Source organism: Curtobacterium sp. 24E2 (assembly GCF_016925595.1).
Taxonomy (GTDB): Bacteria; Actinomycetota; Actinomycetes; order Actinomycetales; family Microbacteriaceae; genus Curtobacterium.
The window spans coordinates 1,363,008-1,385,462 of record NZ_CP068987.1 but is presented as its reverse complement, the minus strand read 5'-3'; the positions used below and the strand labels follow the sequence as shown (position 1 = coordinate 1,385,462).

General features: G+C 72.1%; 25 protein-coding genes. 16 read left to right on the top strand and 9 right to left on the bottom strand.

The window, feature by feature from the left end; translation table 11 throughout:
• The first annotated feature begins 15 nt into the window (after positions 1–15).
• From xylA to JN350_RS06965, 3 genes are read left to right on the top strand one after another with little or no spacing between them, the layout of a single operon-like run.
• The gene (gene xylA / locus JN350_RS06975; protein WP_205464045.1) at positions 16–1,206 is read left to right on the top strand and encodes a xylose isomerase; all 1,191 of its coding nucleotides are present in this window, start codon (positions 16–18) and stop codon (positions 1,204–1,206) included.
• A gap of 12 nt (positions 1,207–1,218) precedes the next feature.
• A complete protein-coding gene (locus JN350_RS06970) occupies positions 1,219–2,688 on the top strand; it encodes a xylulokinase (protein WP_205464044.1) in 1,470 nt (489 codons plus the stop codon).
• Positions 2,689–2,700: 12 nt separating this feature from the next.
• A complete protein-coding gene (locus JN350_RS06965) occupies positions 2,701–3,729 on the top strand; it encodes an acetylxylan esterase (protein WP_205464043.1) in 1,029 nt (342 codons plus the stop codon).
• Positions 3,730–3,778: 49 nt separating this feature from the next.
• Here the strand turns inward: JN350_RS06965 and JN350_RS06960 are convergent, their stop codons facing one another.
• Both JN350_RS06960 and JN350_RS06955 read right to left on the bottom strand, forming a co-directional pair.
• On the bottom strand, positions 3,779–4,753 hold the full coding sequence (locus JN350_RS06960; protein ID WP_205464042.1) for an endonuclease/exonuclease/phosphatase family protein: 975 nt from the start codon (positions 4,751–4,753) through the stop codon (positions 3,779–3,781).
• A gap of 87 nt (positions 4,754–4,840) precedes the next feature.
• Positions 4,841–5,791: an AraC family transcriptional regulator gene (locus tag JN350_RS06955; protein ID WP_205464041.1), complete on the bottom strand. Its 951-nt coding sequence runs from the start codon at positions 5,789–5,791 to the stop codon at positions 4,841–4,843.
• Between the two features lie 253 nt (positions 5,792–6,044).
• Here JN350_RS06955 and JN350_RS06950 point away from each other — a divergent pair, with 253 nt between their 5' ends.
• The 9 genes from JN350_RS06950 (at position 6,045) to JN350_RS06910 (ending at position 12,725) form a co-directional block, all read left to right on the top strand.
• Complete coding sequence (locus tag JN350_RS06950) at positions 6,045–6,266, top strand: hypothetical protein (RefSeq protein ID WP_205464040.1); 222 nt, start codon at positions 6,045–6,047, stop codon at positions 6,264–6,266.
• A gap of 81 nt (positions 6,267–6,347) precedes the next feature.
• Positions 6,348–6,509 (top strand): hypothetical protein, encoded by a 162-nt coding sequence (locus JN350_RS06945; protein WP_205464039.1) that lies wholly within the window; start codon positions 6,348–6,350, stop codon positions 6,507–6,509.
• A 19-nt stretch (positions 6,510–6,528) separates the two neighbouring features.
• Complete coding sequence (locus tag JN350_RS06940) at positions 6,529–7,125, top strand: TetR/AcrR family transcriptional regulator (protein WP_205464038.1); 597 nt, start codon at positions 6,529–6,531, stop codon at positions 7,123–7,125.
• 49 nt (positions 7,126–7,174) lie between these two features.
• Positions 7,175–8,815 carry a long-chain-fatty-acid--CoA ligase gene (locus JN350_RS06935; protein ID WP_205464037.1) on the top strand — a complete coding sequence of 547 codons (1,641 nt, stop codon included), beginning with the start codon at positions 7,175–7,177 and terminating at the stop codon, positions 8,813–8,815.
• A gap of 12 nt (positions 8,816–8,827) precedes the next feature.
• Positions 8,828–9,853 carry a glycosyl hydrolase family 18 protein gene (locus JN350_RS06930; protein ID WP_205464036.1) on the top strand — a complete coding sequence of 342 codons (1,026 nt, stop codon included), beginning with the start codon at positions 8,828–8,830 and terminating at the stop codon, positions 9,851–9,853.
• A 148-nt stretch (positions 9,854–10,001) separates the two neighbouring features.
• Entirely contained in the window at positions 10,002–10,853 is an 852-nt protein-coding gene (locus JN350_RS06925) for an alpha/beta fold hydrolase (RefSeq protein ID WP_205464035.1), read from the top strand.
• Positions 10,846–11,454, top strand: a complete 609-nt coding sequence (locus JN350_RS06920) for a TetR/AcrR family transcriptional regulator (RefSeq protein WP_205464034.1) — start codon at positions 10,846–10,848, stop codon at positions 11,452–11,454. The genes JN350_RS06925 and JN350_RS06920 overlap by 8 nt, the downstream gene beginning before the upstream one ends.
• A 39-nt stretch (positions 11,455–11,493) precedes the next feature.
• On the top strand, positions 11,494–12,429 hold the full coding sequence (locus JN350_RS06915) for a TolB family protein (protein WP_205464033.1): 936 nt from the start codon (positions 11,494–11,496) through the stop codon (positions 12,427–12,429).
• A complete protein-coding gene (locus tag JN350_RS06910; RefSeq protein ID WP_205464032.1) occupies positions 12,426–12,725 on the top strand; it encodes a Dabb family protein in 300 nt (99 codons plus the stop codon). Before JN350_RS06915 ends, JN350_RS06910 begins: the two co-directional genes overlap by 4 nt.
• Before the next feature lie 95 nt (positions 12,726–12,820).
• On the opposite strand, the gene JN350_RS06905 is transcribed toward JN350_RS06910, so the two are convergent.
• The 5 genes from JN350_RS06905 to JN350_RS19115 are packed head-to-tail and all read right to left on the bottom strand — an operon-like array spanning position 12,821 to position 16,490.
• The gene (locus JN350_RS06905) at positions 12,821–13,834 is read right to left on the bottom strand and encodes a sugar phosphate isomerase/epimerase family protein (protein WP_205464031.1); all 1,014 of its coding nucleotides are present in this window, start codon (positions 13,832–13,834) and stop codon (positions 12,821–12,823) included.
• Entirely contained in the window at positions 13,831–14,985 is a 1,155-nt protein-coding gene (locus JN350_RS06900; protein WP_240347600.1) for a Gfo/Idh/MocA family protein, read from the bottom strand. Before JN350_RS06900 ends, JN350_RS06905 begins: the two co-directional genes overlap by 4 nt.
• Positions 14,982–15,446, bottom strand: a complete 465-nt coding sequence (locus tag JN350_RS06895) for a heme-degrading domain-containing protein (protein ID WP_205464030.1) — start codon at positions 15,444–15,446, stop codon at positions 14,982–14,984. Before JN350_RS06895 ends, JN350_RS06900 begins: the two co-directional genes overlap by 4 nt.
• 13 nt (positions 15,447–15,459) lie before the next feature.
• Complete coding sequence (locus JN350_RS19120) at positions 15,460–15,903, bottom strand: Gfo/Idh/MocA family protein (protein WP_461964380.1); 444 nt, start codon at positions 15,901–15,903, stop codon at positions 15,460–15,462.
• Positions 15,852–16,490 carry a Gfo/Idh/MocA family protein gene (locus JN350_RS19115; protein WP_240347598.1) on the bottom strand — a complete coding sequence of 213 codons (639 nt, stop codon included), beginning with the start codon at positions 16,488–16,490 and terminating at the stop codon, positions 15,852–15,854. Before JN350_RS19115 ends, JN350_RS19120 begins: the two co-directional genes overlap by 52 nt.
• 164 nt (positions 16,491–16,654) lie before the next feature.
• On the opposite strand from JN350_RS19115, the gene JN350_RS06885 reads away from it, so the two are divergent.
• Positions 16,655–17,917, top strand: a complete 1,263-nt coding sequence (locus tag JN350_RS06885; RefSeq protein ID WP_111084872.1) for an MFS transporter — start codon at positions 16,655–16,657, stop codon at positions 17,915–17,917.
• A 66-nt stretch (positions 17,918–17,983) separates the two neighbouring features.
• Here the strand turns inward: JN350_RS06885 and JN350_RS06880 are convergent, their stop codons facing one another.
• Positions 17,984–19,024, bottom strand: a complete 1,041-nt coding sequence (locus JN350_RS06880) for a LacI family DNA-binding transcriptional regulator (protein WP_205464029.1) — start codon at positions 19,022–19,024, stop codon at positions 17,984–17,986.
• 72 nt (positions 19,025–19,096) lie between these two features.
• Between JN350_RS06880 and JN350_RS06875 the strand changes: the two genes are divergently transcribed.
• On the top strand, positions 19,097–20,080 hold the full coding sequence (locus tag JN350_RS06875; RefSeq protein ID WP_240347597.1) for a Gfo/Idh/MocA family protein: 984 nt from the start codon (positions 19,097–19,099) through the stop codon (positions 20,078–20,080).
• A 184-nt stretch (positions 20,081–20,264) separates the two neighbouring features.
• Positions 20,265–20,651 (top strand): VOC family protein, encoded by a 387-nt coding sequence (locus JN350_RS06870; RefSeq protein ID WP_205464028.1) that lies wholly within the window; start codon positions 20,265–20,267, stop codon positions 20,649–20,651.
• A 27-nt stretch (positions 20,652–20,678) separates the two neighbouring features.
• On the opposite strand, the gene JN350_RS06865 is transcribed toward JN350_RS06870, so the two are convergent.
• Positions 20,679–21,170 carry a MarR family winged helix-turn-helix transcriptional regulator gene (locus JN350_RS06865; RefSeq protein ID WP_205464027.1) on the bottom strand — a complete coding sequence of 164 codons (492 nt, stop codon included), beginning with the start codon at positions 21,168–21,170 and terminating at the stop codon, positions 20,679–20,681.
• A gap of 38 nt (positions 21,171–21,208) precedes the next feature.
• Between JN350_RS06865 and JN350_RS06860 the strand changes: the two genes are divergently transcribed.
• Positions 21,209–22,423, top strand: coding sequence for an FAD-dependent monooxygenase (locus JN350_RS06860; RefSeq protein WP_205464026.1), 1,215 nt, complete (start codon positions 21,209–21,211; stop codon positions 22,421–22,423).
• Positions 22,424–22,455: the final 32 nt, after the last annotated feature.

The following is a 22,455-nucleotide window of genomic DNA, read 5'->3' as shown; positions in this document are numbered from 1 at the left end:
CGAACGGTGACCACCATGGCAACGACGCCCACCCGTGCAGACAAGTTCTCCTTCGGTCTCTGGACCATCGGCTACAACGGCTCCGACCCCTTCGGCGGGCCGACCCGCCCGGCCCTCGACGTGGTCGAGGCGGTCGAGAAGCTCGACGAGCTCGGCGCCTACGGCCTGACCTTCCACGACGACGACCTGTTCGCGTTCGGCTCGACCGACGCCGAACGGCAGACGCAGATCGACCGCCTCAAGGGTGCGCTCGACGCCACCGGCCTCATCGTGCCGATGGTGACGACGAACCTGTTCTCCGCACCCGTGTTCAAGGACGGCGGCTTCACCTCCAACGACCGGCAGGTCCGCCGCTTCGCGCTCCGCAAGGTCCTGCGCAACATCGACCTCGCCGCCGAGCTCGGTGCGTCGACCTTCGTGATGTGGGGCGGCCGCGAAGGCTCCGAGTACGACAGCGCGAAGGACGTGCAGGCCGCACTCGAGCGCTACCGCGAGGCCGTCAACCTGCTCGCCGACTACGTCACCGACAAGGGCTACGGCATCCGCTTCGCCATCGAGCCGAAGCCGAACGAGCCCCGCGGCGACATCCTCCTGCCGACCCTCGGCCACGCGATCGCCTTCACCGAGACGCTCGAGCGCCCCGAGCTGTTCGGCATCAACCCCGAGGTCGGCCACGAGCAGATGGCGGGCCTGAACTTCACGGCCGGCATCGCCCAGGCGCTCTACCAGGGCAAGCTCTTCCACATCGACCTCAACGGTCAGCGCGGCATCAAGTACGACCAGGACCTGGTGTTCGGCCACGGCGACCTGCAGAACGCGTTCTCGCTCGTCGACCTGCTCGAGCACGGTTCGCCGCAGGGCGGCCAGGCCTACGACGGCCCGCGCCACTTCGACTACAAGCCGAGCCGCACCGAGGACATCACCGGCGTCTGGGACTCGGCGGCCGCGAACATGCGCATGTACCTGCTCCTCAAGGAGCGTGCGCAGGCCGTCCGCGCCGACCCCGAGGTGCAGGCCGCACTCGAGGCTTCGAAGGTCGGGGAGCTCAGCACGCCGACCCTGAACGACGGCGAGTCCTACGACGCCTTCCTGTCCGACCGCTCGGCCTACGAGGACTTCGACGCCGACGCGTACTTCGGCGGCAAGGGCTTCGGCTTCGTCCGGCTGCAGCAGCTCGCCATCGAGCACCTGCTCGGCGCGCGCTGACGGGCTGCGGGGATGACACAGCTCGTCGCCGGCGTCGACTCGTCGACCCAGTCCTGCAAGGTCACGATCCGCGACGCGGCGACGGGTGCCGTCGTCCGTGAGGGACGTGCCGCCCACCCGGACGGCACGTCCGTCGACCCCAGCCACTGGTGGGACGCCCTCGGCACCGCGGTCGCGGACGCCGGCGGGCTCACCGACGTCGGCGCAGTCGCGATCGCCGGGCAGCAGCACGGCATGGTCGCGCTCGACGCCGACGGTCACGTGGTCCGCGACGCCCTGCTCTGGAACGACGTGCGCAGTGCCGATGCGGCCGCGCAGATGGTCGAGGAGATCGGACGGGAATCCTGGGTCGCCCGCACGGGTCTGGTCCCGGTGGCATCGTTCACCGGTACCAAGCTGCGGTGGCTCCGCGACGCCGAGCCGGACAACGCCGGCCGCGTCACAGCTGTCGCGCTCCCCCACGACTGGTTGTCGTGGCGGCTGCGCGGGTACGGCCCGGCCGACGCCAGTCCGCTCGGCCCCGATCTGGACGCACTCGCCACCGACGCCTCGGACGCCAGCGGCACGGCCTACTGGGACCCCGTGCGCCGGGAGTACGACCCGGAGCTGTTCGAACTCGCGCTCGGTCGACCGATGCGCGTCGCCGGGTCCGAGCCGACCGCGGAAACGGTCGTCGTGCCGCGAGTGGTCGCCCACGACGAGGCGATGGGGACGCTCGCCGTCGACGTCACGCTGCCGCACAGCGCGGCCGCGCCGGCCGGACTGGTCGTCGGCGCCGGACTCGGCGACAACGCCGGTGCGGCGCTCGGCCTCGGGCTCGCCCCCGGGGACATCGCGGTGTCCCTGGGGACCAGCGGGACCGTCTTCGGCGTCACCGCGACCGAGGTCCTGGACCCGAGCGGGACCGTGGCGGGCTTCGCCGACGGGACCGGGTCGCGCCTCCCGATCGTCACGACGCTCAACGCAGCCCGCGTGCTCGAGGTGATCGGCGGCCTGCTCGGCGTGGACCACGCCGCGCTCGGCGAGCTGGCGCTGCAGGCGCCGGCCGGTGCCGACGGCCTCGTGCTGGTGCCGTACTTCGTCGGCGAGCGCACGCCCAACCGGCCGGACGCGACCGCGTCACTGCTCGGGATGACCCCTGGTACGACCGACCGACCGCACCTGGCGCGCGCCGCGGTGGAGGGCATGCTCTGTGCCCTGGCCGACGGACTCGCCGCGGTCGAGGGCACCGGCGTGACCGTGTCGCGACTGCTGCTCATCGGCGGGGCAGCGCGGAACGACGCCGTCCGGACCGTCGCCGCGCAGGTGTTCGGACGCGACGTGCTCATCCCGGAACCGGGCGAGTACGTGGCGTCCGGGGCCGCGCGTCAGGCAGCCTGGGCGTTGACCGGCGCGCTGCCGTCGTGGGACATCGCGACGACGACCGTGCCGGCGGACCCGCACCCCGAGGTGCTCGAGCAGTACCGCGCCGCGGCGCGCTGACCGAGGAGACCCATGGCACGCACCGACCTCCCGCTCGACGAACTCCGTCGGCACCGACCCGAGGTCCGGCGACCGGCCGACTTCGACGCGTTCTGGGCGGACACGATCACCGCGGCCCGGACGGCCGGAGCGGGGACGGCTCCCGTCCTCGCTCCGGCCGACACCCCCGTGACCGGACTCGTCGTCGAGGACCTGACGTTCCCGGGGTTCGCCGGCGATCCGGTGCGCGCCTGGGTCTCGCGACCGCTGGCCGGTCGTGACACCGCGCTGCCCGTCGTGGTCGAGTTCCTCGGCTACGGCGGCGGCCGCGGGCGCCCCGGCGAACGCGTGCACTGGGCCCTCGCCGGGTACGTGCACGTCGTCATGGACACCCGTGGCCAGGGCAGCGGGTGGGCCGGTGGCGACACCCCCGATCCGCACGGCTCCGGACCGCACGCGAGCGGGTGGATGACGAGCGGCATCGGCTCCCCTGCCGACCACTACTACCGCCGGGTGTACACCGACGCCGTGCGCCTGGTGGACGCCGTGCGGACGCTGCCCGGTGTCGACCCAGGGCGCATCGCCCTGACCGGCGGCAGCCAGGGCGGCGGCATCGCCATCGCCGCAGCTGCCCTGGTCGAGGCCCACGTCGGACCGATCTCCGCAGTGCTGCCCGACGTCGCGTTCCTGTGCGACTGGGAGGGCGGCACGGACGTCGCCGTCGGCGGCCCGTACCTGGAGCTCGCGACCTACCTGTCCGTCCACCGCGACGCGGCCGAGACCGTCTGGGACACCGCGGCGTACTTCGACGGGGTGAACCACGCCGCCGGCATCACCGCCCCGGCGCTGTTCTCCGTGGCCCTGATGGACGACGTCGTGCCGCCGCGCACGACCTTCGCCGCCTTCAACGCGCTCGGGTCGACCGGCGCGCTCGGCCCGGACGATCGCCAGATCGAGGTCTACCCGTACAACGGGCACGAGGGCGGCGGCTTCCGGCACTGGGAACGCCAGGTGGCGTTCCTGCGGTCACGGGGTGTGGTCCGACCCGTGCAGCGTTCCTGAACCGTCTCCGATCCCACCGGTGCGCCCGACCGCGGCGCGAGCGAGCGGCTCACCAGGCCCGCACACCGATGACCGTGATGGTCGGTCGGTGCCGAGCTCCTGACCCGTCCTCGGTCCTGACGACCGTCCACGACCGCACCGCGCCCGCCGCCGGGCTCACCAGGGTGTGGTCGAGCGGCATCGCGAGCGCCGGGACGACCGAGGTGGGCCAGGTCCCGAGGCCTGCCGCGTGCACGGTCGACGCGGCGTCCTGACAGGATCCGAGACCGCCGCCACCGAACGCGTCCACCGATGCGTTGAAGTCCCCGGCGACGATGACGTCGGCATCGTCCGCGCACCGCCGCCGCACCCAGTCGAGGTCCGCACGCCACCCCGCGAGTCCGCGCAGGAGGGGCTGCGGTGCGTGCACCGCGAGGATCACGGGGGCTCCGGGAACCGACACGACCAGGGTCTTCACGGGGTCGATGCCCGGGTGCATCGTGGCGTGCGCGGCGAGGTCGTCCCGGACGAGCACGGCGACCTGCGCGCCGGGCTCGGCGAACACGCGCATCGGTCCGCTACCGGATCCCATCGCGGCGGCGACGGCCTCGGCGGCGGCGGACGAGCCGGCATCGGGCAGCACGACCACGTCGGCACGGCCCGCCGAGGCTGCGCGCCCGATCGCGGTGGGCCCGACGAGACCGCCGTTCGTGTTCCACTCGAACACGCGGAGGCCGCCCGCCACGTGCGGCGGACCGGCGTCGAAGCCCCTCGTCTCGAGGACCGCACCGTTGGCTCCCGCGAGGGCGACGAGCACGGCACCGACCGCGAAGGCCATGACACGCGACCGGCGCCGCGCGACGCCGAGGACGATCAGCACCACGGCTGCGACGACGACGCAGACGGACACCACCGCGCGTGCGGGCAGCACCGCCGCGAGCACCGGTGCGCGGGCGATCCCGAGCCACGGGGCGAAGACGAACGCACTGCCGAGCACCACCACCCCGGAGACGACGACGGGGGCGACGGCTCGGCGGGTCAGCACGGTCTCACGGTGCCGTGTCGGGGTGGTAGGACGCCCCCGATCGTGTGTCGGAGCTCTCAGGGACGCATCCGCGGGCGCCGACCGAGGTCAGGCCCGCCGCACCGTGTCCCGGGGGTACTCGCCGTGGCGCTCGAGGTAGGCGGCCGAGAACCGACCAGCATGGGCGAACCCCCACTGCCGGGCGACGTCGGCGATGCTCGTCCCCGCCGGGTCGGCGTGCAGGAGCTCGTCGTGCACCCGGTCGAGACGGACCCCGCGCAGGTACCCGTTCGGGCTCACCCCGAGCTGCCGCTGGAACGCCTGCTGCAGAGCACGCAGGCTCAGGGAGGCCACCTCGGCCAGGTCGGTGCTCGTGATCGGCAGGTGGGCGTGCTCGTGCACGTACTCGACGGCCCGGCGGATGTGCGCGTTGCGCGGAAGCAGGAGTTCGTCCGGCAGCGTGGCCGAGACGACCGGGTACAGCTCGAGCAGCGCCAGCGCCCCCAGCCGTCCCATCTCCGCCTGCAACAGCGGTGAGACCTGCCGATCGAGCACCGTGTGCGAGATGAGCTTGACCGTGTTCCGCCACATCGTCACCGCCCGGTCGTCGGGTTGCACGGTGTGGTCGAGCTGCACGCCGCCCGACGCCGCACCGCGCTCGCCGGCGACCTCCTCGAGCGATGCCCGGTTGATCTGGACGAGACGCTGGTCGTAGTCCTGGTACGTGAACGCGGCGCCGTCCTGCGGCCACAGCTGCGGCCGGCCCACGGCGCTCACGAGACGGTCGTCGCCCTCGCCGATGAAGCCGGTGCCCCGGGTGATCCACTGCACGACGAAGTCGTCCGACGGCGTCATGACGCCGTCCAGGTGCCCGTCGAACCGGATCGCGCGCAACGTCATCGTCGAGTCACCGACCGCCGAGTACCGGAAGGTGAACGGCTGCGCGGTCGTCTCGGCGCGCCACTCGGAGGCGTCGTACGCCCCGACCAGGAAGTCGCGTGCTTCGTCGACGTCGGCGGACCGGACGTCGTCCTGCACGCGAGCTCGTTCGTCTGTCATCGGTTCACCGAGTGCAGTGTGACGGACGCAGGGCCGCCCGTCCGCACCACTGTCCGAGAAGCGCTCCCCGCGCCCGCCGACGCGTGGACCGGATGTGCACGGCGACGGGACGATGTCCGGATTTCGACCGCCGGGCCACTGCCGACATCCGCGATCCGTCGAGTCATCGGTCCTTGCGCACACCAAGGACTTCCTGCTCGTACGGTCGTCTCATCCAGCGGCATCGGGCCGCTCAGGAGAACACGAGGACGACATGACCACCGTGACCGCAGCTCCGGTCCACCCGATCAGCGCCCCCGAGTACGCCTTCGAAGCGGCCTCGGCGCAGAGCCGACGGAACCGCCACCGTGGCACGTTCAGTGAACTCCGTGACGCGCAGCGTCAGCGCACCCTGCAGATCGCAGCGGTCACCACCGGCATCGTCTCGGTGAGCGTCCTCGCTTCCGCAGCCGCCGTGATCGGACTCTCCGCGTGATCCGGGACGGCGACGCCTTCGAGGACGTCCGTACCCAGGCCATCGACATGACCGCACTCTTCGCAGAACAGGAACGCCACGATGCTTGACCAGAGCACGCTCGAACAGCTCCGACAGAGCCCCCTCGAGTGGCGCCGGCGTGGGCTGACCCCACCCGCCGACCTCGACCAGATCGTCCAGGCCCGTCTCAGCGCGCACATGGGTCACGCGGACCCGTCCTACGCGGACTTCTTCGCAGCCTGACCCCCGACCCCACTTCCTCATGACGCTCCTCACACTCACGCCCCCGGCCGTCGAGACGACCGCGCAGCGCACCGCATCCAAGGCCGCCGACGACCTCTTCACGGCGCACGGCGTGATCCCGGTGCGCTTCGAGGACGTCGCCGCGCACGCGGGCATGAGCGTGGACGAACTGACGGCGGCGTACCCGTCCAAGCAGGCGCTCGTCGTGGCGGTCCTGCGACGCTGGCACGGTGCGTGGCGTCGGGCACTGGACCACATCGCCACCACCTCGGCGGATCCCCGTGACGAGATCCTCGGCATCTTCAGCTACCTGGAGGAGTGCTTCGCGGACGAGGGGTGGCGCGGCTGCGCGTTCATCAACGGACACGCCGAGCTCGGGCGGCAGGACGCGGAGATCGCCGCACTCGCGGCCGAGCACTTCCGCGACGTCGAGAGCCACCTCACGTTGCTCTGCACCCGTGCGGACATGCCGGCGCACATCGCCGAGACCCTGTCGCTGCTGGTCGAGGGCGCCCGAGTCGAGTCAGCCGTGCAGGGATCGGCGAAGCCCGCCCGGAGCGCGCGGCTCGGAGCGGCCATGATCATGTCGGTGTTCGAGGAGCGCACGACGTTCTGACCGCACGTATGATCCGGAGAACCACTCGTCACCGAAGACGGAGACCGGAATGACGCGCACCGAGCCCACCACCGCCGCCCACCACGGCACCCCCAGGCCGACCCGGGCCACCGCCTCGGTCGCCGCGATCCTGGCCGAATCCGCCGTGCGGTACCCGGACGACGTCGCCGTGATCGTCGGCGACCACCGCACCACCTACGCCGAGCTGTGGTCCGAGACCCTCGCCTACGCCGGAGCGCTCCGCGCCCGCGGGGTCACCGAGGGATCGCGCGTCGCGATGCTCGTGCCGAACGTCGCGGACTTCGCCCGCGTCTACTACGCCACCCTCGCGCTCGGCGCCGTCGTCGTCCCCGTGCACGCGCTGCTCAAGCGGCGCGAGATCGAGTACCTGCTGCAGGACAGCGGCGCGATGCTGCTCGTCTGCGCTGCCCCGCTGCTGGCCGAGGGCGCAGCCGGTGCCGAACTCGCCGGCGTCGACGTCACCACCGTCCTCGCACCGGCCGACCACGACGACCACGACGACCACGACGACCACGACGGCCCGGACCGCCTCGAGGCCCTGGCCGCGGCGGCCGAACCCCTCCACACCTACGTCCCCCGCGACCCCTTCGACACGGCGACGATCCTGTACACGAGCGGGACCACCGGCAAGCCGAAGGGTGCCGAGGGCTCGCACTTCGCCCTGCTCGAACAGGTCAACACGAACCTGATGAGCACCTTCGACATGCACCGCGGCGACGTCCTGCTCGGGGCGCTCCCGCTGTTCCACACGTTCGGTCAGACCTGCACGATGAACACCGGGTTCCGCGCGGGCGCCACCATCGTGATGCTCCCGAAGTTCGACGGCGACGCAGCGCTGTCGGCGATGGTCGAGCACGGCTGCGAGATCTTCATGGGGGTGCCGACGATGTACATGGCACTGCTCGACGCCGCGACCCGAGGCGACGCCCGCCCGGACCTGCGCTACGCGATCTCGGGCGGCGCGTCGTTGCCGTTGGCCGTCCTCGAGCGGTTCCAGTCCGTGTTCGATGCGCCGATCCACGAGGGCTACGGACTGACCGAGACGTCGCCCGTGGCCACCTTCAACCACGTCGGTCGCGCGCCGCGACCGGGGACGATCGGGACGCCCGTGTGGGGTGTCGACGTCGAGATCGCCGATCCGGCCACGCCCGACGCGATCGTTCTGCTGCCGCACGGCGAGATCGGCGAGCTCGTCATCCGCGGCCACAACCTGATGAACGGGTACCTGGACCGCCCGGAGGACACCGACGCCGCGATCGTCGACGGCTGGTTCCGCACCGGTGACCTCGGCACGAAGGACGACGACGGGTACCTGACGATCGTCGACCGCACGAAGGACATGATCATCCGCAACGGCTACAACGTGTACCCGCGGCAGGTCGAAGAAGTGCTGGCGACGCACCCGGACGTCACCATGGCAGCGGTCTTCGGTGTGCCGCACGAGCTGCACGGCCAGGAGATCGAGGCTGCCGTGGTGCTCCGCGCCGGCGCGACCGTCACCCCCGACGAGCTCGTCCACTTCGTGTCCGACGAGATCGCGGCGTACAAGTTCCCGCGCGTGGTGCACGTGGTCGACGCCCTGCCCCTCGGACCGAGCGGCAAGGTCCTGAAGCGCACGCTGGTCGAGCAGTTCAGCACACCGGTCGACGCGGCGGCCGCTCCGGCCTGAGACACTCGGAGCGTGATCACCAGGCCGCGTTCCGCCCTCCTCGCCGTCGCCCTGACCGCGGGACTCGTCCTGACCGGGTGCACGGGCACCGCGAACGTCGCCGCGAACGACCGGACCACCACGGACTTCGACGTGACCGGCTTCCAACCCGAAGGCGCCGATCCGATGCTGATCGACACCAATGCCGCTGCCGTGGACGTCGTCGGCGTGGACGGCTTGCTGGTGAACCGGACCGGCACGCGCGTCACCGCACCGTCCCACGAAGCCAGGACCCAGCGCGACCGGGCGCACGCCCGCGGGCTCCCGGCGCAGCTGCTCGTCAGCAACTACGCCGACGGCGACTTCAGCGAACCGATCGCCCGGCGGATGCTCCGGTCGGCCGCCAACCGCGCGCACGTCGTCCGCTCCCTCGCGGCAGACGTGCAGACCGGTGGATGGGACTCGATCATGATCGACCTCGAGGCGCTGGATGCAGCTGACGCTCCCGGGCTCACCGCCTTCGCGCGGGAGCTCCGTACGGCGGTCGGCGACGACGTCCGGCTCGACATCGCCCTGTCGGCGTCGACGACCGCGGCTGGGTACGCGCGCACGGGGTACGACATCAGGGCACTCCGCGCTCCGCTGGACCACCTCACACTGATGGCCTACGACGAACACGGTCCGTGGGAGCCGGACGCACCGGGGCCGGTCGGGTCGTTGCCCTGGGCGACGAAGTCCGCCAGGGCGCTCGCCACCCTCGCGCCCGCCGACCAGATCGTGCTCGGCGTCGCCGGGTACGGCTACCACTGGCAGGGGCCGCGACCGGCGGGGCAGCTGTCCGACGACCAGGCCCGTCGTCGCGTCCGGAAGGCCGGCGCCACCCCGACCTGGAACGCGACAGCGAGCGAGTGGACGGCGACCCTGCCCAGCGGCGAGGTGCTCTGGTGGTCCGACGCGCGGTCGCTGCGCGAGCGCGTGGCACTCGCCGAGCGGCTCGGCCTGGCCGGGGTCGCCGTCTGGTCCCTGGACCTGTCCGACACGCTGGACACGGTGCACTGACGGCGACCGACGAGCGGACGGGAGGCCCGGTGCGGGCCCGCCACGGGCCTCCCGTCCACCGTCGCGCGACGCAACTGCCGAGGCGGGCTTGACAACGTCGGCTAACGGTCTTAGCTTTTAGCTAACACACTTAGCCATGGAGGCAGTCATGCTCGAACACCTGCGCACCGACGAAGGCACCATCGCGTACGACGTCACCGGCGACGGCCCGCTCGTCGTCCTCGCGCACGGCATGGGCGACAGCCGGCACGCGTACCGGTTCCTGGTCCCCGAGCTCGTCGCCGCCGGCTACCGGGTGGCGAACGTCGACATCCGCGGGTGCGGCGACTCGAGCACCGCCTGGCGGTCGTACCAGCGCGCCGACATCGCCCGCGACCTGGTCGCCGTCGTCCGGCACCTCGGCGGCCCCGCGGTCATCGTCGGGCAGTCGATCAGCGGCGGGGCGGCCACCATCGCCGCCGCCGATGCCCCCGACGTCGTCACCGGCATCGTCGAGCTCGCGCCATTCACGCGCACGCAGTCGTTCGACCTCGGCGGCCTGCTCCGGAACCGCCACCACCGCGCCGGCACTCTCCAGCTCGCCAAGGTGATGACGACGGGGAGCCTGGCCGGCTGGCTGGCCTACCTGGACATCGCCGTGCCGACGAAGCCGGCCGATTGGGCCGAGGAACTGGGCCGCATCGAGTCGACGCTGCGGCAGCCCGAGCGGATGGCGGTGCTGCGCGCGATGACGAAGACCTCGCCCGCCGACGCCGGTGCACGGCTGTCGGACGTGCGGTGCCCCGTCCTGGTGATCGAGGGCAGCGCCGACCCCGACTGGGCCGTCCCACGTGCCGAGGGCGAGCGGATCCTGGCCGACCTGCCCGACGGGCTCGGCGAACTGGCCGTCATCGACGGTGCCGGGCACTACCCGCACACCGAGACCCCGACCGAGGTCCTCGCACTCGTGCTCCCCTTCCTCGGCCGCACGCTCGCGCCGGTCGGTGGCCACCGTGGCTAGGGCTGGACTCGACCCCGCCGCCGTCACCACCGCGGCGGCAGAACTGGCCGACGAGATCGGGCTCGCGCGGCTGAGCATGAGCGTCGTCGCCGAACGGCTCGGCGTGAAGTCGCCGTCGCTGTACAAGCACGTCGACGGGCTCACCGACCTGACCCGCCGGATCGCGATCCTCGCCGCGAACGAACTCGGCGACGACCTGCGCGACGCGATGCAGGGACTCGCCGGGCGCGATGCCGTCGAGGCGGCCGCACAAACCGTCCGCCGGTACGTGCAGCGGCACCCCGGCCGGTACGAGGCGACGGTCGGGATCCGCCCCACCGGGCCGGACGACCCGTTGGCCATGGCCCTGGAGCGCACCCTCGCCTCGTTCGCAGCGGCGCTGCGCGGCTACGGACTCGACCCCGCCGACGAGGTGCACGCACTCCGGTTGCTGCGCAGCGTCCTGCACGGCTTCGCGACCATCGAGACGTCCGGTGGGTTCCAGATGCGCACCGACGTCGACGCGAGCTTCGGGTGGATCATCGCGTTCCTCGACCGGGGGTTCCGCGCTCCGACCGCCGCCCCCAGTCATGGACCCGATCCGGACTCCATGAACCGGTAGGGTTGTCACGAGCCAACGTTCACTGTGGAAAGGTGTGCCATGCCCCTCGACGATGCAGCCCCGGGTCGCGTGCTCGCACCGGGCCAGACCTGCCGGATCCGGATCTGGCACCGAGCCGACCGCAGCGTGACCACCGTGCACGAGTCCGCCGAGCGGCTCTACGAAGCGCCGAACTGGACCACCGACGGCCGTCTCGTGCTGAACGGCGACGGGGTCCTCTGGACGATGCCGGCCGACGGTGCCGCAGCTCCGGAGCGCGTCGCGATCGAGGGCGTCCCGCCCCTGAACAACGACCACGTGCTCGACCCTGACGGCGTCACCGTGCACGTCAGCGCGAACGACTTCCACATCTGGAATGCCCCGCTCGCCGGCGGCCCAGCGACCCGGGTCACCGCGGACGACGGCGGCCTGCACTTCCTGCACGGCGTCAGCCCCGACGGCTCCGAGCTCGCGTACGTGCGGCTCGACCCCTCCGGCGACGCCGTCTGGTCGTCCGGGACCATCCGGGTGATGGCCGCGGACGGCAGCGCCGACCGAGCCGTCACGACCGTACCCGCCGCCGCCGACGGCCCCGAGTGGACCCCGGACGGCGCGTGGATCCTGTTCAACACCGAGCAGTTCGAGCGGGCGCCCGGACACGCGCAGATCGCCCGGGTTCGCCCGGACGGCACCGGGATCGAGCAGCTCACCGTCGACGAGCACGTCAACTGGTTCCCACATCCCGCCCCGACCGACGACGCCGCCGTCTACCTGTCGTTCCCGCCCGGCACCGAAGGGCACCCGGCCGACAAGCGCGTGCGGTTGCGCCTCGTCACCGGTGACGGATCCGTCAGCGCCTGGGGACCCGAGGTCTGGCAGGCAGCCGAGACCATCGTCGAGCTCGACGGCGGGCAGGGCACCCTCAACGTCAACGGGTGGGCTCCCGACGGGTCCGCCTTCGCCTTCGTCGACTACCCCATCGGAGACCCCGCATGATCGTCCACACCGTCTGCTTCACGCTCGTCCACGCCGCCGGCTCCCCGCACGAGGCCGCGTTCCTCGAGGCCGCCCGCGACACCCTGCCGGCGATCCCCGGCGTGCGGGACTTCACGGTGTCGCGCCAGGTGTCCACGCAGAGCGACTTCCGGTTCCAGTTCTCGATGGTGTTCGCCGACCAGGACACCTACTCGGCGTACGACGCACACCCCGCGCACCAACGCTTCGTCGCCACCCGTTGGGCGGACGAGGTCGCGTCGTTCCAGGAGTTCGACTTCGTGCCGCTGCCCGCCTGAGCGGGTGTGGGTCGCGAACGCGACCAGGTGACGGACGGGAGGCGCGGTGCCAGCTGGCACCGGGCCTCCCGTCCGTCACGCGGTGACGACCACCGCTACTGGTTGCTGAAGGCGGCGTCGAACGCAGCCTGCGGCTGCGGCCAGAGCAGGGAGCGGACGAACGCGGCCGCCTCGGCGGCGCCGTGCAGGCGGTCCATGCCGGCGTCCTCCCACTCGACGGAGATCGGGCCGGCGTAGCCGATGTGCCGGAGTGCGCGGAACGCGTCCTCCCACGGGGTGTCCCCGTGCCCGGTCGAGACGAAGTCCCATCCGCGGCGTGGGTCGCCCCACGGCAGGTGCGATCCGAGGATGCCCTGCCGGCCCGACGCAGGACGGATGCGGGTGTCCTTGCAGTCGACGTGGTGGATGCGGTCCGCGAAGTCGGTGATGAAGCCGACGGAGTCGATGCCCTGCCACGCCATGTGCGACGGGTCCCAGTTGAACCCGAAGGCCGCGCGGTGGTCGATCGCCTCGAGGGCACGCACGCTCGTCCAGTGGTCGTACGCGATCTCGGATGGGTGGACCTCGTGGGCGAAGCGGACGCCCTCGGCGTCGAACACGTCGAGGATCGGGTTCCACCGGTCCGCGAAGTCCTGGTAGCCGGCGTCGATGACGTCCTGCCCGACGGGCGGGAACATCGCGACGTACTGCCAGATGCTCGACCCGGTGAACCCGACGACGGTGTCGACGCCCATCTTCCGCGCCACACGGGCCGCACGCTGCATGTCGGCGGCGGCGCGCTGCCGGACTCCCTCGCCGTCACCGTCACCCCACACGGCGTCGCGCAGGATCGCGCGGTGGCGGAAGTCGATCGGGTCGTCGCAGACGGCTTGCCCTGCGAGGTGGTTCGAGATCGCCCACACCCCGAGGCCGTGGCGGTCGAGGACCTCGAGCCGGCTGCGCAGGTAGGCGTCGTCCTCGTCCGCGCGAGCGAGGTCGAGGTGGTCGCCGGACGCTGCGATCTCGAGGCCGTCGTAGCCCCACTCCGCGGCCAGGCGGGCGACCTCCTCGAAGGGCAGGTCGGCCCACTGCCCGGTGAACAGGGTGACGGGGTTGGTGGTGGTGCTCATCGTTCCTCCGTGCTGGTGCTCGTCCACCGTCCGGTCACGGCTCCGCGCAGGACGGCGTCGACGACCTCGAGCGAGCGGACGCCGTCCTCGACGGTGGGGAGTCCCTCGGGTGTCTCGCCACGGACCGCGGCGTAGGTGTCGGCGCAGAACGCCGCGAAGGCGTCCGTCCAACCCTGCGAGTGCCCGGCCGGTGTCCGGTTGAGCCGCGCCTGGTCGGCGGATACGGGCCCCTCGGCCCGGTGCACCGTCGTGGAACCGTGCTCGCCGCCGAACCACACGGACTCGGGGTGCTCCTGGTCGAACACGGCTGAACCCTGCGAGCCGTCGACCTCGATCCACAGGCGGTTCTTCCGGCCGGCCGCAACCTGCGAGACGACGGTGTTGGCCAGGGTGCCGTCGGCGGTGGCGAAGGTCACGACGGCGGTGTCCTCGGTGCGGACCGGGACGGTGCCGGTGCCCGCGCCGGCGCCGGTAGCGCTTCCGCTTCCGCCGAACGCTGCACCGGCGGAGGTGGGATCGGGGCGCTCGGGGTAGGCGATCGACGTCCGGGCGGTCAACTCCGTGAACCGAGTTCCGGTGATGAACTCGGCCAGGTCGGTCCAGTGCGTCCCGATGTCCGCGAACGCCCGCGACGGCCCGCCCCGCTCCGGGTCGACCCGCCACGTCGAGGCGTCCGGCGACACCATCCAGTCCTGCAGGTACGAGCCGTGCACGGTCAGCACCCGGCCGAGCGTGCCGGCGGCGACCCGGGCACGGAGCTCCCGGACCATCGGGTGGTACCGGTAGACGTAGGGGACCGTGCTCACCGTGCCGGCGGCGTGCACGGCCTCGGCGAGCCGTCGGGCGTCCGGGAGCGTCATCGCGACCGGCTTCTCGACGACGGTGTGCAGCCCGGCCGCCGTGGCAGCCAGGGCGTAGTCGACGTGGGTGTCGTTCGGCGTGCAGACGTGGACGACGTCCGGCCGGTCCGCGATCAGTTCGTCGACGGACGCGTACCCGGCCGGCACGCCCCACCGTTCGGCGGCCTGCCGGGATCGCGACTCCGACGAGCCGAGCGCACCGCCGACGACCGCGCCGGCATCACGGGCCGCCCGGACGTGCGCGTCCGCGATCATGCCCGTCCCGATCACGGCGACGCGGAGTGCGGTCACCGGCGCTCCTCGAGGAACGCACGGAGGCCGGCGACGACGAGGTCGTGGTCCTCCGCCGAGGACAGCCCGGACGCCGTCGCCGCGGCGACCACCCCGGCTCCGCGGACCCGGATCGGGAACGACCCTCCGGTCACGGCGTACTCGGCGCCGAGCCATCCGATCGCAGCGGGATCGACCCCGGCGGCGGACAACCGGGCGTCGACGAGGGCACTCGACTGCTCCATCCGGAGCACCACCGCGGCCTTGCGGTCGATCCAGACGTGCTGGTCCGGGGTGATTCCCGGGGTGGCGGCGCGGAACAGCCCGAGGCCTGGACGTCGGATGTCGATGCCGACGGCGTGGCCGGCCTCGTGGGCGATGCCGCGGATGAGGGAACCCAGCTCCCAGGCGTCGTCGTGGGTGAAGGCGTCGAGCACGAGGTCGCGCTCCTGCTGTTCGAGGGTGGTGATGAGGTCGGACATCGTCGTCTCCTGCTCAGCCCGCGGCGATCTGCGCGCGGGCGGTGTCGATGGTCTCGAGGATCGAGATCGTCTCGTCGAGGGTGTGCAGCGGGGACTCCGTCCGCCCCTCGCCGACGAAGCGTGCCAGGGCAGTGGCCTCCCACGCCAGGGCGGCGAAGCCCCGCAGGGGTGTCGGGTCGTCCCAGTGCAGGACGGGCGATCCGTGTGCGGCGGCCGAGATCGTGAAGGTCGTCGGGTTGTAGAACGGCCCGGCGAAGGCGATCGTGCCCTCGGTGCCGGCGATGGACGCGGTCGTCGGCGTCCGCGCGGCGATGGTCGTGTGCAGGACGGCCTGGGCGGCGCCGTGTTCGAGGACGAGCGAGCCGGAGGCGTCGACGCCCGACTCGGTCATACGCCCGCGAGCCGTCACCCGCTGCGGTGCGCCGAGCACCATCGAGGCGAACTGCACGGCGTAGATGCCGAGGTCGAGCAGCGCTCCCCGCCGAGCTCCGGACGGAACAGCCGGTGGTCCGGGCCGAACGGGATCGCCTGGCCGTGGTCGGCGAGCACGCTGCGCACCTCGCCGAGCGCTCCGTCCGCCAGCAGGGTCCGGAGCACCGAGGCCTGCGGCAGGTACCGGCTCCACATGCCCTCCATCGCGAGCACCCCGGCGACGCGTGCGGCGTCGGCGACGGTGCGGGCCTCGGCAGCCGTGACGGTGAAGGGCTTCTCGATGAGCACGTGCTTGCCGGCGGCGATCGCTGCCAGGGCCACCGCGGCGTGCTCGCTCTGCGGTGTCGCGATGTAGACCACGTCGACGTCGGGCCGGGCGACGAGGGCGTCGACACCCTCGACGGCCGCCTCAATCCCGTGCTCGGCGGCGAACGCGGATGCGCGGGGCAGTGACCGGGACGCGACGGCGACGATGCGCTGGGCGGTCGAAGCGCGCACCGCGGTGGCGAACTCGCCGGCGATCCAGCCGGGTCCGACGATCCCCCAGCCGAGGGACGGATCACCGGACGCCGTCGTGAAGAGCTCGGGTTCGGGCAGGGCGGTGGGGATCATCGTGCTCCAGTGCTCGCGGTTCCGTGGTTCGTCGTCGGGCGGTGGCGTTTGCGCTTGGCACGAGATAACATCGCCGACGTCGTCAGGTTAGCACGAGCCAAACGCGCGTCACCGATGACCGGGTTTCCGACCGGACGACGTGCACACGACCCGAGGAGGAGTCGATGTCGACAAGGCTGCCGGCGCACCCGTTCACCACCGCCACCCCGACCAACCACGTCAGCAACTGGTACCTGACCGCCCTCGGACTGGCGCAGTTCGGCATCTACGTGGCGATCCTGTCGCCGGTCTACGTCAGCATGCAGCTGAAGGCCCAGGCGCTGAACCCCGACGACCCCGCCTCGGTGATCGCCGTCGCGCTGCCGCTCGGATCACTCGGCGCGATCTTCGGCAATCCGCTGTTCGGCGCCCTGAGTGATCGAACCCGGACGCGGTGGGGGCGCCGCCGCCCGTGGCTGCTCGCCGGCATCCTGGTGCTGCTCGGCGGACTCGCCATGGTGGCCTCCTCGCCGAACGTCGGCATGCTCACCGTGGCGTGGATCGTCTGCCAGCTCGGGTCGAACGCCGCGTACTCGGCGATGATGGCCAGCTGGGCGGACAACGTCCCCGAGCTGCAACGCGGCCGGGCATCGAGCGTGATCGGCCTGGCGCAGAACCTCGCCGTGCTCGCCGGCACCTACGCCGCCGTCCTGCTGGTCGAGAACCTGCCGCTGCTGTTCATCCTGCCCGGCGTCCTCGGCGTGCTCTGCGTGCTGGTGTACGCGTTCGTCACCCCCGACCGCATCCCCGAGGTCCGACCGAAGCCGTTCTCGTGGCTCACGATCGTGCAGACCTTCTGGACGAACCCGATCACGCACCGCGACTACGGTCTGGCGTGGTGGTCGCGGTTCCTGATCATCCTCGCCACGTTCCTGTTCACGACGTTCCGGCTGTTCTACATGCAGGACCACCTCGGCATGACCGCGCAACGCGCCACCTCGGCAGTGGCGTTCGGTGTCCTGCTCTACACGATCGCGCTCATGATCGGCACGGCGTTCTCCGGCTGGCTGTCCGACCGGCTGCGCCGCCGCAAGGTCTTCGTCGGCGGCTCGACCCTGCTCTTCGGCGTGGGCCTCGTCGTGCTCGTCTACGCGCAGGACGTCACCGTGTTCTACGTCGCCGAGGTGATCATGGGCTTCGCCTACGGCATCTACGTGGCCGTCGACAACGCCCTGGTGGTCGACGTCCTGCCCGACAAGGACAAGCCCGGCAAGGACCTCGGCGTCATGAACATCGCGAACTCCCTGCCGCAGTCCTTCGCGCCGGCACTCGGTGCCTTGCTGCTCGGGGTCGGCGCCGGCGACAACTACCCGGTGCTGCTCTGGGGCGCCGGCATCGTGGCGCTCGTCGGCGCACTCGTCGTGATCCCGATCCGCAGCGTGCGCTGAGCCGCAGCCACCCCGACCCGGAACGACGTGGTCGACGTCGCACGACGTCCACCACGTCGTTCCGACTCAGCGCTCGGCAGGACCCGTCGACGCACGCACCACGAAGCGGGTCAGTGTCGCGACACGACGTCGCTCGCCACCGCCTCCCGAGGTCCGGTCGAACACGGCGGCGAGCGCTGCATCCACCGTCGCTTCGACGTCCTGGTGCACCGACGTCAGGCGGTGGTAGCTGAGCGACGCGAGGTAGCTGTCGTCGAAGCCGACCACCGACACCCGCCGCGGCACGTCGACCCCGTGCTGCGCGAAGACGGCGAGCAGGCCGGTGGCGCACTGGTCACCGCAACAGACCACGGCGGTGGGCAGGGCGTCGCGGGCGACGAGCGTGCGAGCAGCCGCGGCGCCATCCTCTTCGCTGAAGCCGCTGGGGACGACGTCGGTCTCGGCTGCGAGCCCGGCGCCCTGCATCGCGGCACGGTAGGCGGTCGCACGATCGAGGCCGACCAGCCCGTCCTCGCCACCGACGTAGGCGATGCGGCGGTGACCGAGACCGACCAGGTGCTCGACCGCGGCGCGGAGTCCACCGGCCTCGTCCACGTGCACGTTGTCGGCGTACGGGGCGTCCGTCCACTCGCCGAGGAGCACGACCGGCACGAGGCGGCTCGCCTCCTCGAGCGCGGTCGCGTCGGGGTCGGGGTTGAACACGACGAGGGCCTCGACGCGTTCGCCGAGCAGGTCGGCCACCACCTGGTCCGTGGAGCGCTCTGCGCCGGCGGGCCCGAGGGCGACACCGAAGCCCTGCTCGGCGGCACGGGCGAAGAGCCGTTCGACGAACCGGACCTGGAACGGGTTGCGCATGCTGAAGACCGCACCGATGAGCCGCGTGCGGCCTTCGCGGAGCAGCCGAGCCGAGGTGTGCGGACGGTAGCCGAGCTCAGCGGCCGCGGCGAGGATCCGGTCGCGGGACTCAGCGCTGGGACCGGGCGCACCGCGGAGCACGAGCGAGACGAGCTGCCGGGACATCCCGACGTGCTCGGCGACGTCACGCATCGTCGGCAGGCGGCCACCGGTGGAGCGCCGCTCCGGCAGGTCGTCGATCCCCGTCGTCACCGGACCAGTCTGGCACGTGCGAAGGACACGTAGGCTGGGATGGCACGAGCCAATCCCTGCGAGAGGACGACGATGACCCTGACGCTGCCCACCCCGGTCCTGCCCGACCCCGACGCCGTGCCAGCCCTGCGGTGGGGCGTGATCGGCACCGGCATCGCCGGCAAGTTCGTCACCGCGATCCACCGGCACACGCCGCAGCGCGCGATCGCCGTGACCGCCCGTGACGCCGCGAAGACCAGCGCGTTCGCCGCAGAGCACGGCATCGACCGGACCGTGTCGAGCGTCGAGGCACTCGTGACCGACCCCGAGGTCGACGTCGTCTACGTCGCCACCCCACACCCGCTGCACCGCGAGCAGGCCCTCGCTGCGATCGCCGCCGGCAAGCACGTCCTGATCGAGAAGCCGATCGCGATGTCCGCTGCCGAGGCGCAGGAGATCACCGGTGCGGGACGGGCCGCCGGCGTGCTCGTCATGGAGGCGATGTGGACGCGGTACCTGCCGCAGTCGGACATCATGCGGCGACTGCTCGCCGACAGCACGATCGGCACCGTCCGGCTCGTGAACGCCGACTTCGGGTTCGTGATGCCGTACGAACCGGGGCACCGCCTGTGGGCGCCGGAGCTCGGCGGCGGCGCGCTGCTGGACGCCGGCGTCTACCCGATCTCGTTCGCCGCCTCGGTGCTCGGCTCCCCGACCGCGTGCTGGTCGAAGGGGCGAGCGGTCCGGGCGGCGTCGACGTGCGCGCAGACCTGCTGCTCTCGTACGCGGGCGGAGCCCGGTCGATGTTGTCGACGTCGCTCGAGACCGCGCTGCCCGTGCGAGCCTCGGTCGTCGGCACCGAGGGCCGCATCGACATCGGCAGCCCGTTCTTCGGGCCGTCGTCGATCACCGCGGTTCGTGGGAACTTCGCGGCGTCGGAGTCCGCGACCTGGACGGACCAGCGACTCGAGGTGCTGCATGACGGGCTCGCCTACCAGGCCACCGCACTCGCGTCCTTCGCGGCCGAGGGGCGGACCGAGTCGCCGGTGCACACGCACGACGATGTCGTCGGCGTGATGCGGGTCATCGACACGGCCCGGGCCACGATCACGGCGGCGTCCTGACGGCGGGACGCCGTCGCAGCCTCGCGGGATTCGACGGCCACGGCGGTCGGGAAGCTCCTCGACGCCTGCGCGGCAGAAGGGACCGTCGACCCGTTCGTGACCCGGCCGGTCCCTCCGTGGGCGGCTAGGTTCGAGGCATGCCGAGCCGTCGCCTCATCCACCACCTCGGGGTCTTCGCCAGCGACTTCGCCGCGAGCGAGGCGTTCTACACGGCGGCACTCGCGCCGCTGGGGGTCGAGGCGGGCTACCGCACCGAGTCCGTCGCGGAGTACTGGACCACCGGCCAGGACACCCCGAGCGTCTCGCTCGAGACCGCACCCACGACGGCGGCGGTGACCCGTGGTCTGCACCTGGCGTTCGAGGCGGCGAGCCGCACCGAGGTCGATGCGTTCCACCGGGCGGCCGTCGCGTCCGGCGGGGTCTCGCGCCACGAGCCTCGGTACTGGCCCGAGTACCGCGCCTACACGGCGTTCGTGAGCGACCCCGACGGCAACAACGTCGAGGCGCTCGTCAAGGAGCACTGAGCGCGGCGACGCGGCCCGTCGGTCCCCTCAGCGCGCCTGCAGGCGACCGTTCGCCGACGCGGCAGCGTCGGTCATGCGCCGCAGGAACGCCAGGACGACCCGCGTCTCCTCCGGGTCGGCGTCCCGCACCGTCGCGGCGATCTCGGCACCGGAGAACGCGAGGAACCGCCCACTCTCGGCGCGCGCGGACTCGGTCGGCCGCAGGGTCACGCGACGCCTGTCGACGCTCTCGCGGTGCCGGGTGACGTGCCCGGCCCCTTCGAGGCGGTCGAGCAGTACCGACGTGGCGCCCGACGTCATGCCGATCCGCCGGGCCAACTGCGCCGGGGAGAGTGGCTCGCCGGCTTGGTCCGCCCACACGATCTGCCCGAGGGCGTTCGCGTCGGAACCGGGCAGACCGATCCACGACGACAGGTGGCGCTGGAGTTCGTCGAAGGTGACGGCCCAGTCGCGCAGCGCGTGCATGACGGCCACCTCGTCGTCGGACCACACCGTGGTGAGGGGGTCGATGTCGGGCATCCAGGTTCCTTTACTGTGCAGTTGCTTTACTGTAAAGCATGACCTCACAGCACGCAGTGATCTCCGGAGCCAGCATCGCAGGCCTGTCCGCCGCCTGGTGGTTGCGCCACGTCGGGTGGCAGGTGACGGTGATCGAACGTGCGCCGTCCTTCCGCGACGGCGGGCAGAACGTCGACGTCCGCGGGGTCGCTCGCGAGGTACTCGACCGCATGGGCCTGGTCGACGCCGTCCGCGCCCGCAACACGACCGAGACCGGGACGGTGATCGTCGATCGTGACGGTGCCGTCCGGTCCGAGCTGCCCTCCGACGGCCCGGACGGTGCCACTGCCGAACTCGAGGTCCTGCGCGGCGACTTCGCCCGGGTGATCCTCGACGACCTGCCCGACGGCGTCAGCATCGTCTACGGCGAGACGATCCAGGACGTCGTCGACCATGTCGGCGGACGCCGGGCGACCGTGACCACCGACGCCGGACGGGTGCTCGACGCCGACCTCGTGGTCATCGCCGAGGGCGTCCGCTCCCGCACCCGCGACCGGCTGTTCGCCGCGGAGGGCGAGGTCGACGAGCGCGACCTCGGGGTGACCATGGTCTTCGGCACGATCCCGCGCATCCCCTCGGACGACGACCGGTGGCGCTGGTACAACGCCGTCGGCGGCCGTCAGGTCCACCTGCGCCCGGACCCGTACGGCACGACCCGGGCGATCCTGGCCTACGCCGGCGGCGACGACCTGGTCGGCCGCTCGCGGTCGGAGGCCCTGGCGACGCTGCGGACCCGCTACGCCGACGCCGGCTGGCAGACCGAGCGCGTGCTCGACGGGTTCGACGGCTCGGACGACGTCTACCTGGACGAGCTCACCCAGATCCGGATGCCGCGCTGGCACCGCGGCCGTGTCTGCGTGATCGGCGATGCGGCCTGGTGCGTGACGCCGATGGGCGGCGGTGGCGCTTCGCTCGCCCTGACGAGCGGGTACGTTCTGGCGGCATCGGTCACGGCGGACGAGGACCTCGACCGCGCGCTCGACGCCTTCGACGCGTGGATGCGCCCCCTCGTCGACAAGATCCAGGGCATCCCGAAGGGCATCGTGCACTTCGCGTACCCGCAGACCCGGCTCGGGCTCGCTGCCCGGGGTGTGGCGGACAAGGTGCTGCTGTCGGCGCTCTTCCGACCACTGGCAGCACGGCTGACCCGGGTCGCCGACAGCGACCGCCCCCTGCCGCCGCTGCCCGAGACCCTGCAGCAGGGTTCGCGGTAGCGCTGCCGGGGCGGGCCGTGCGTCCTGATCCG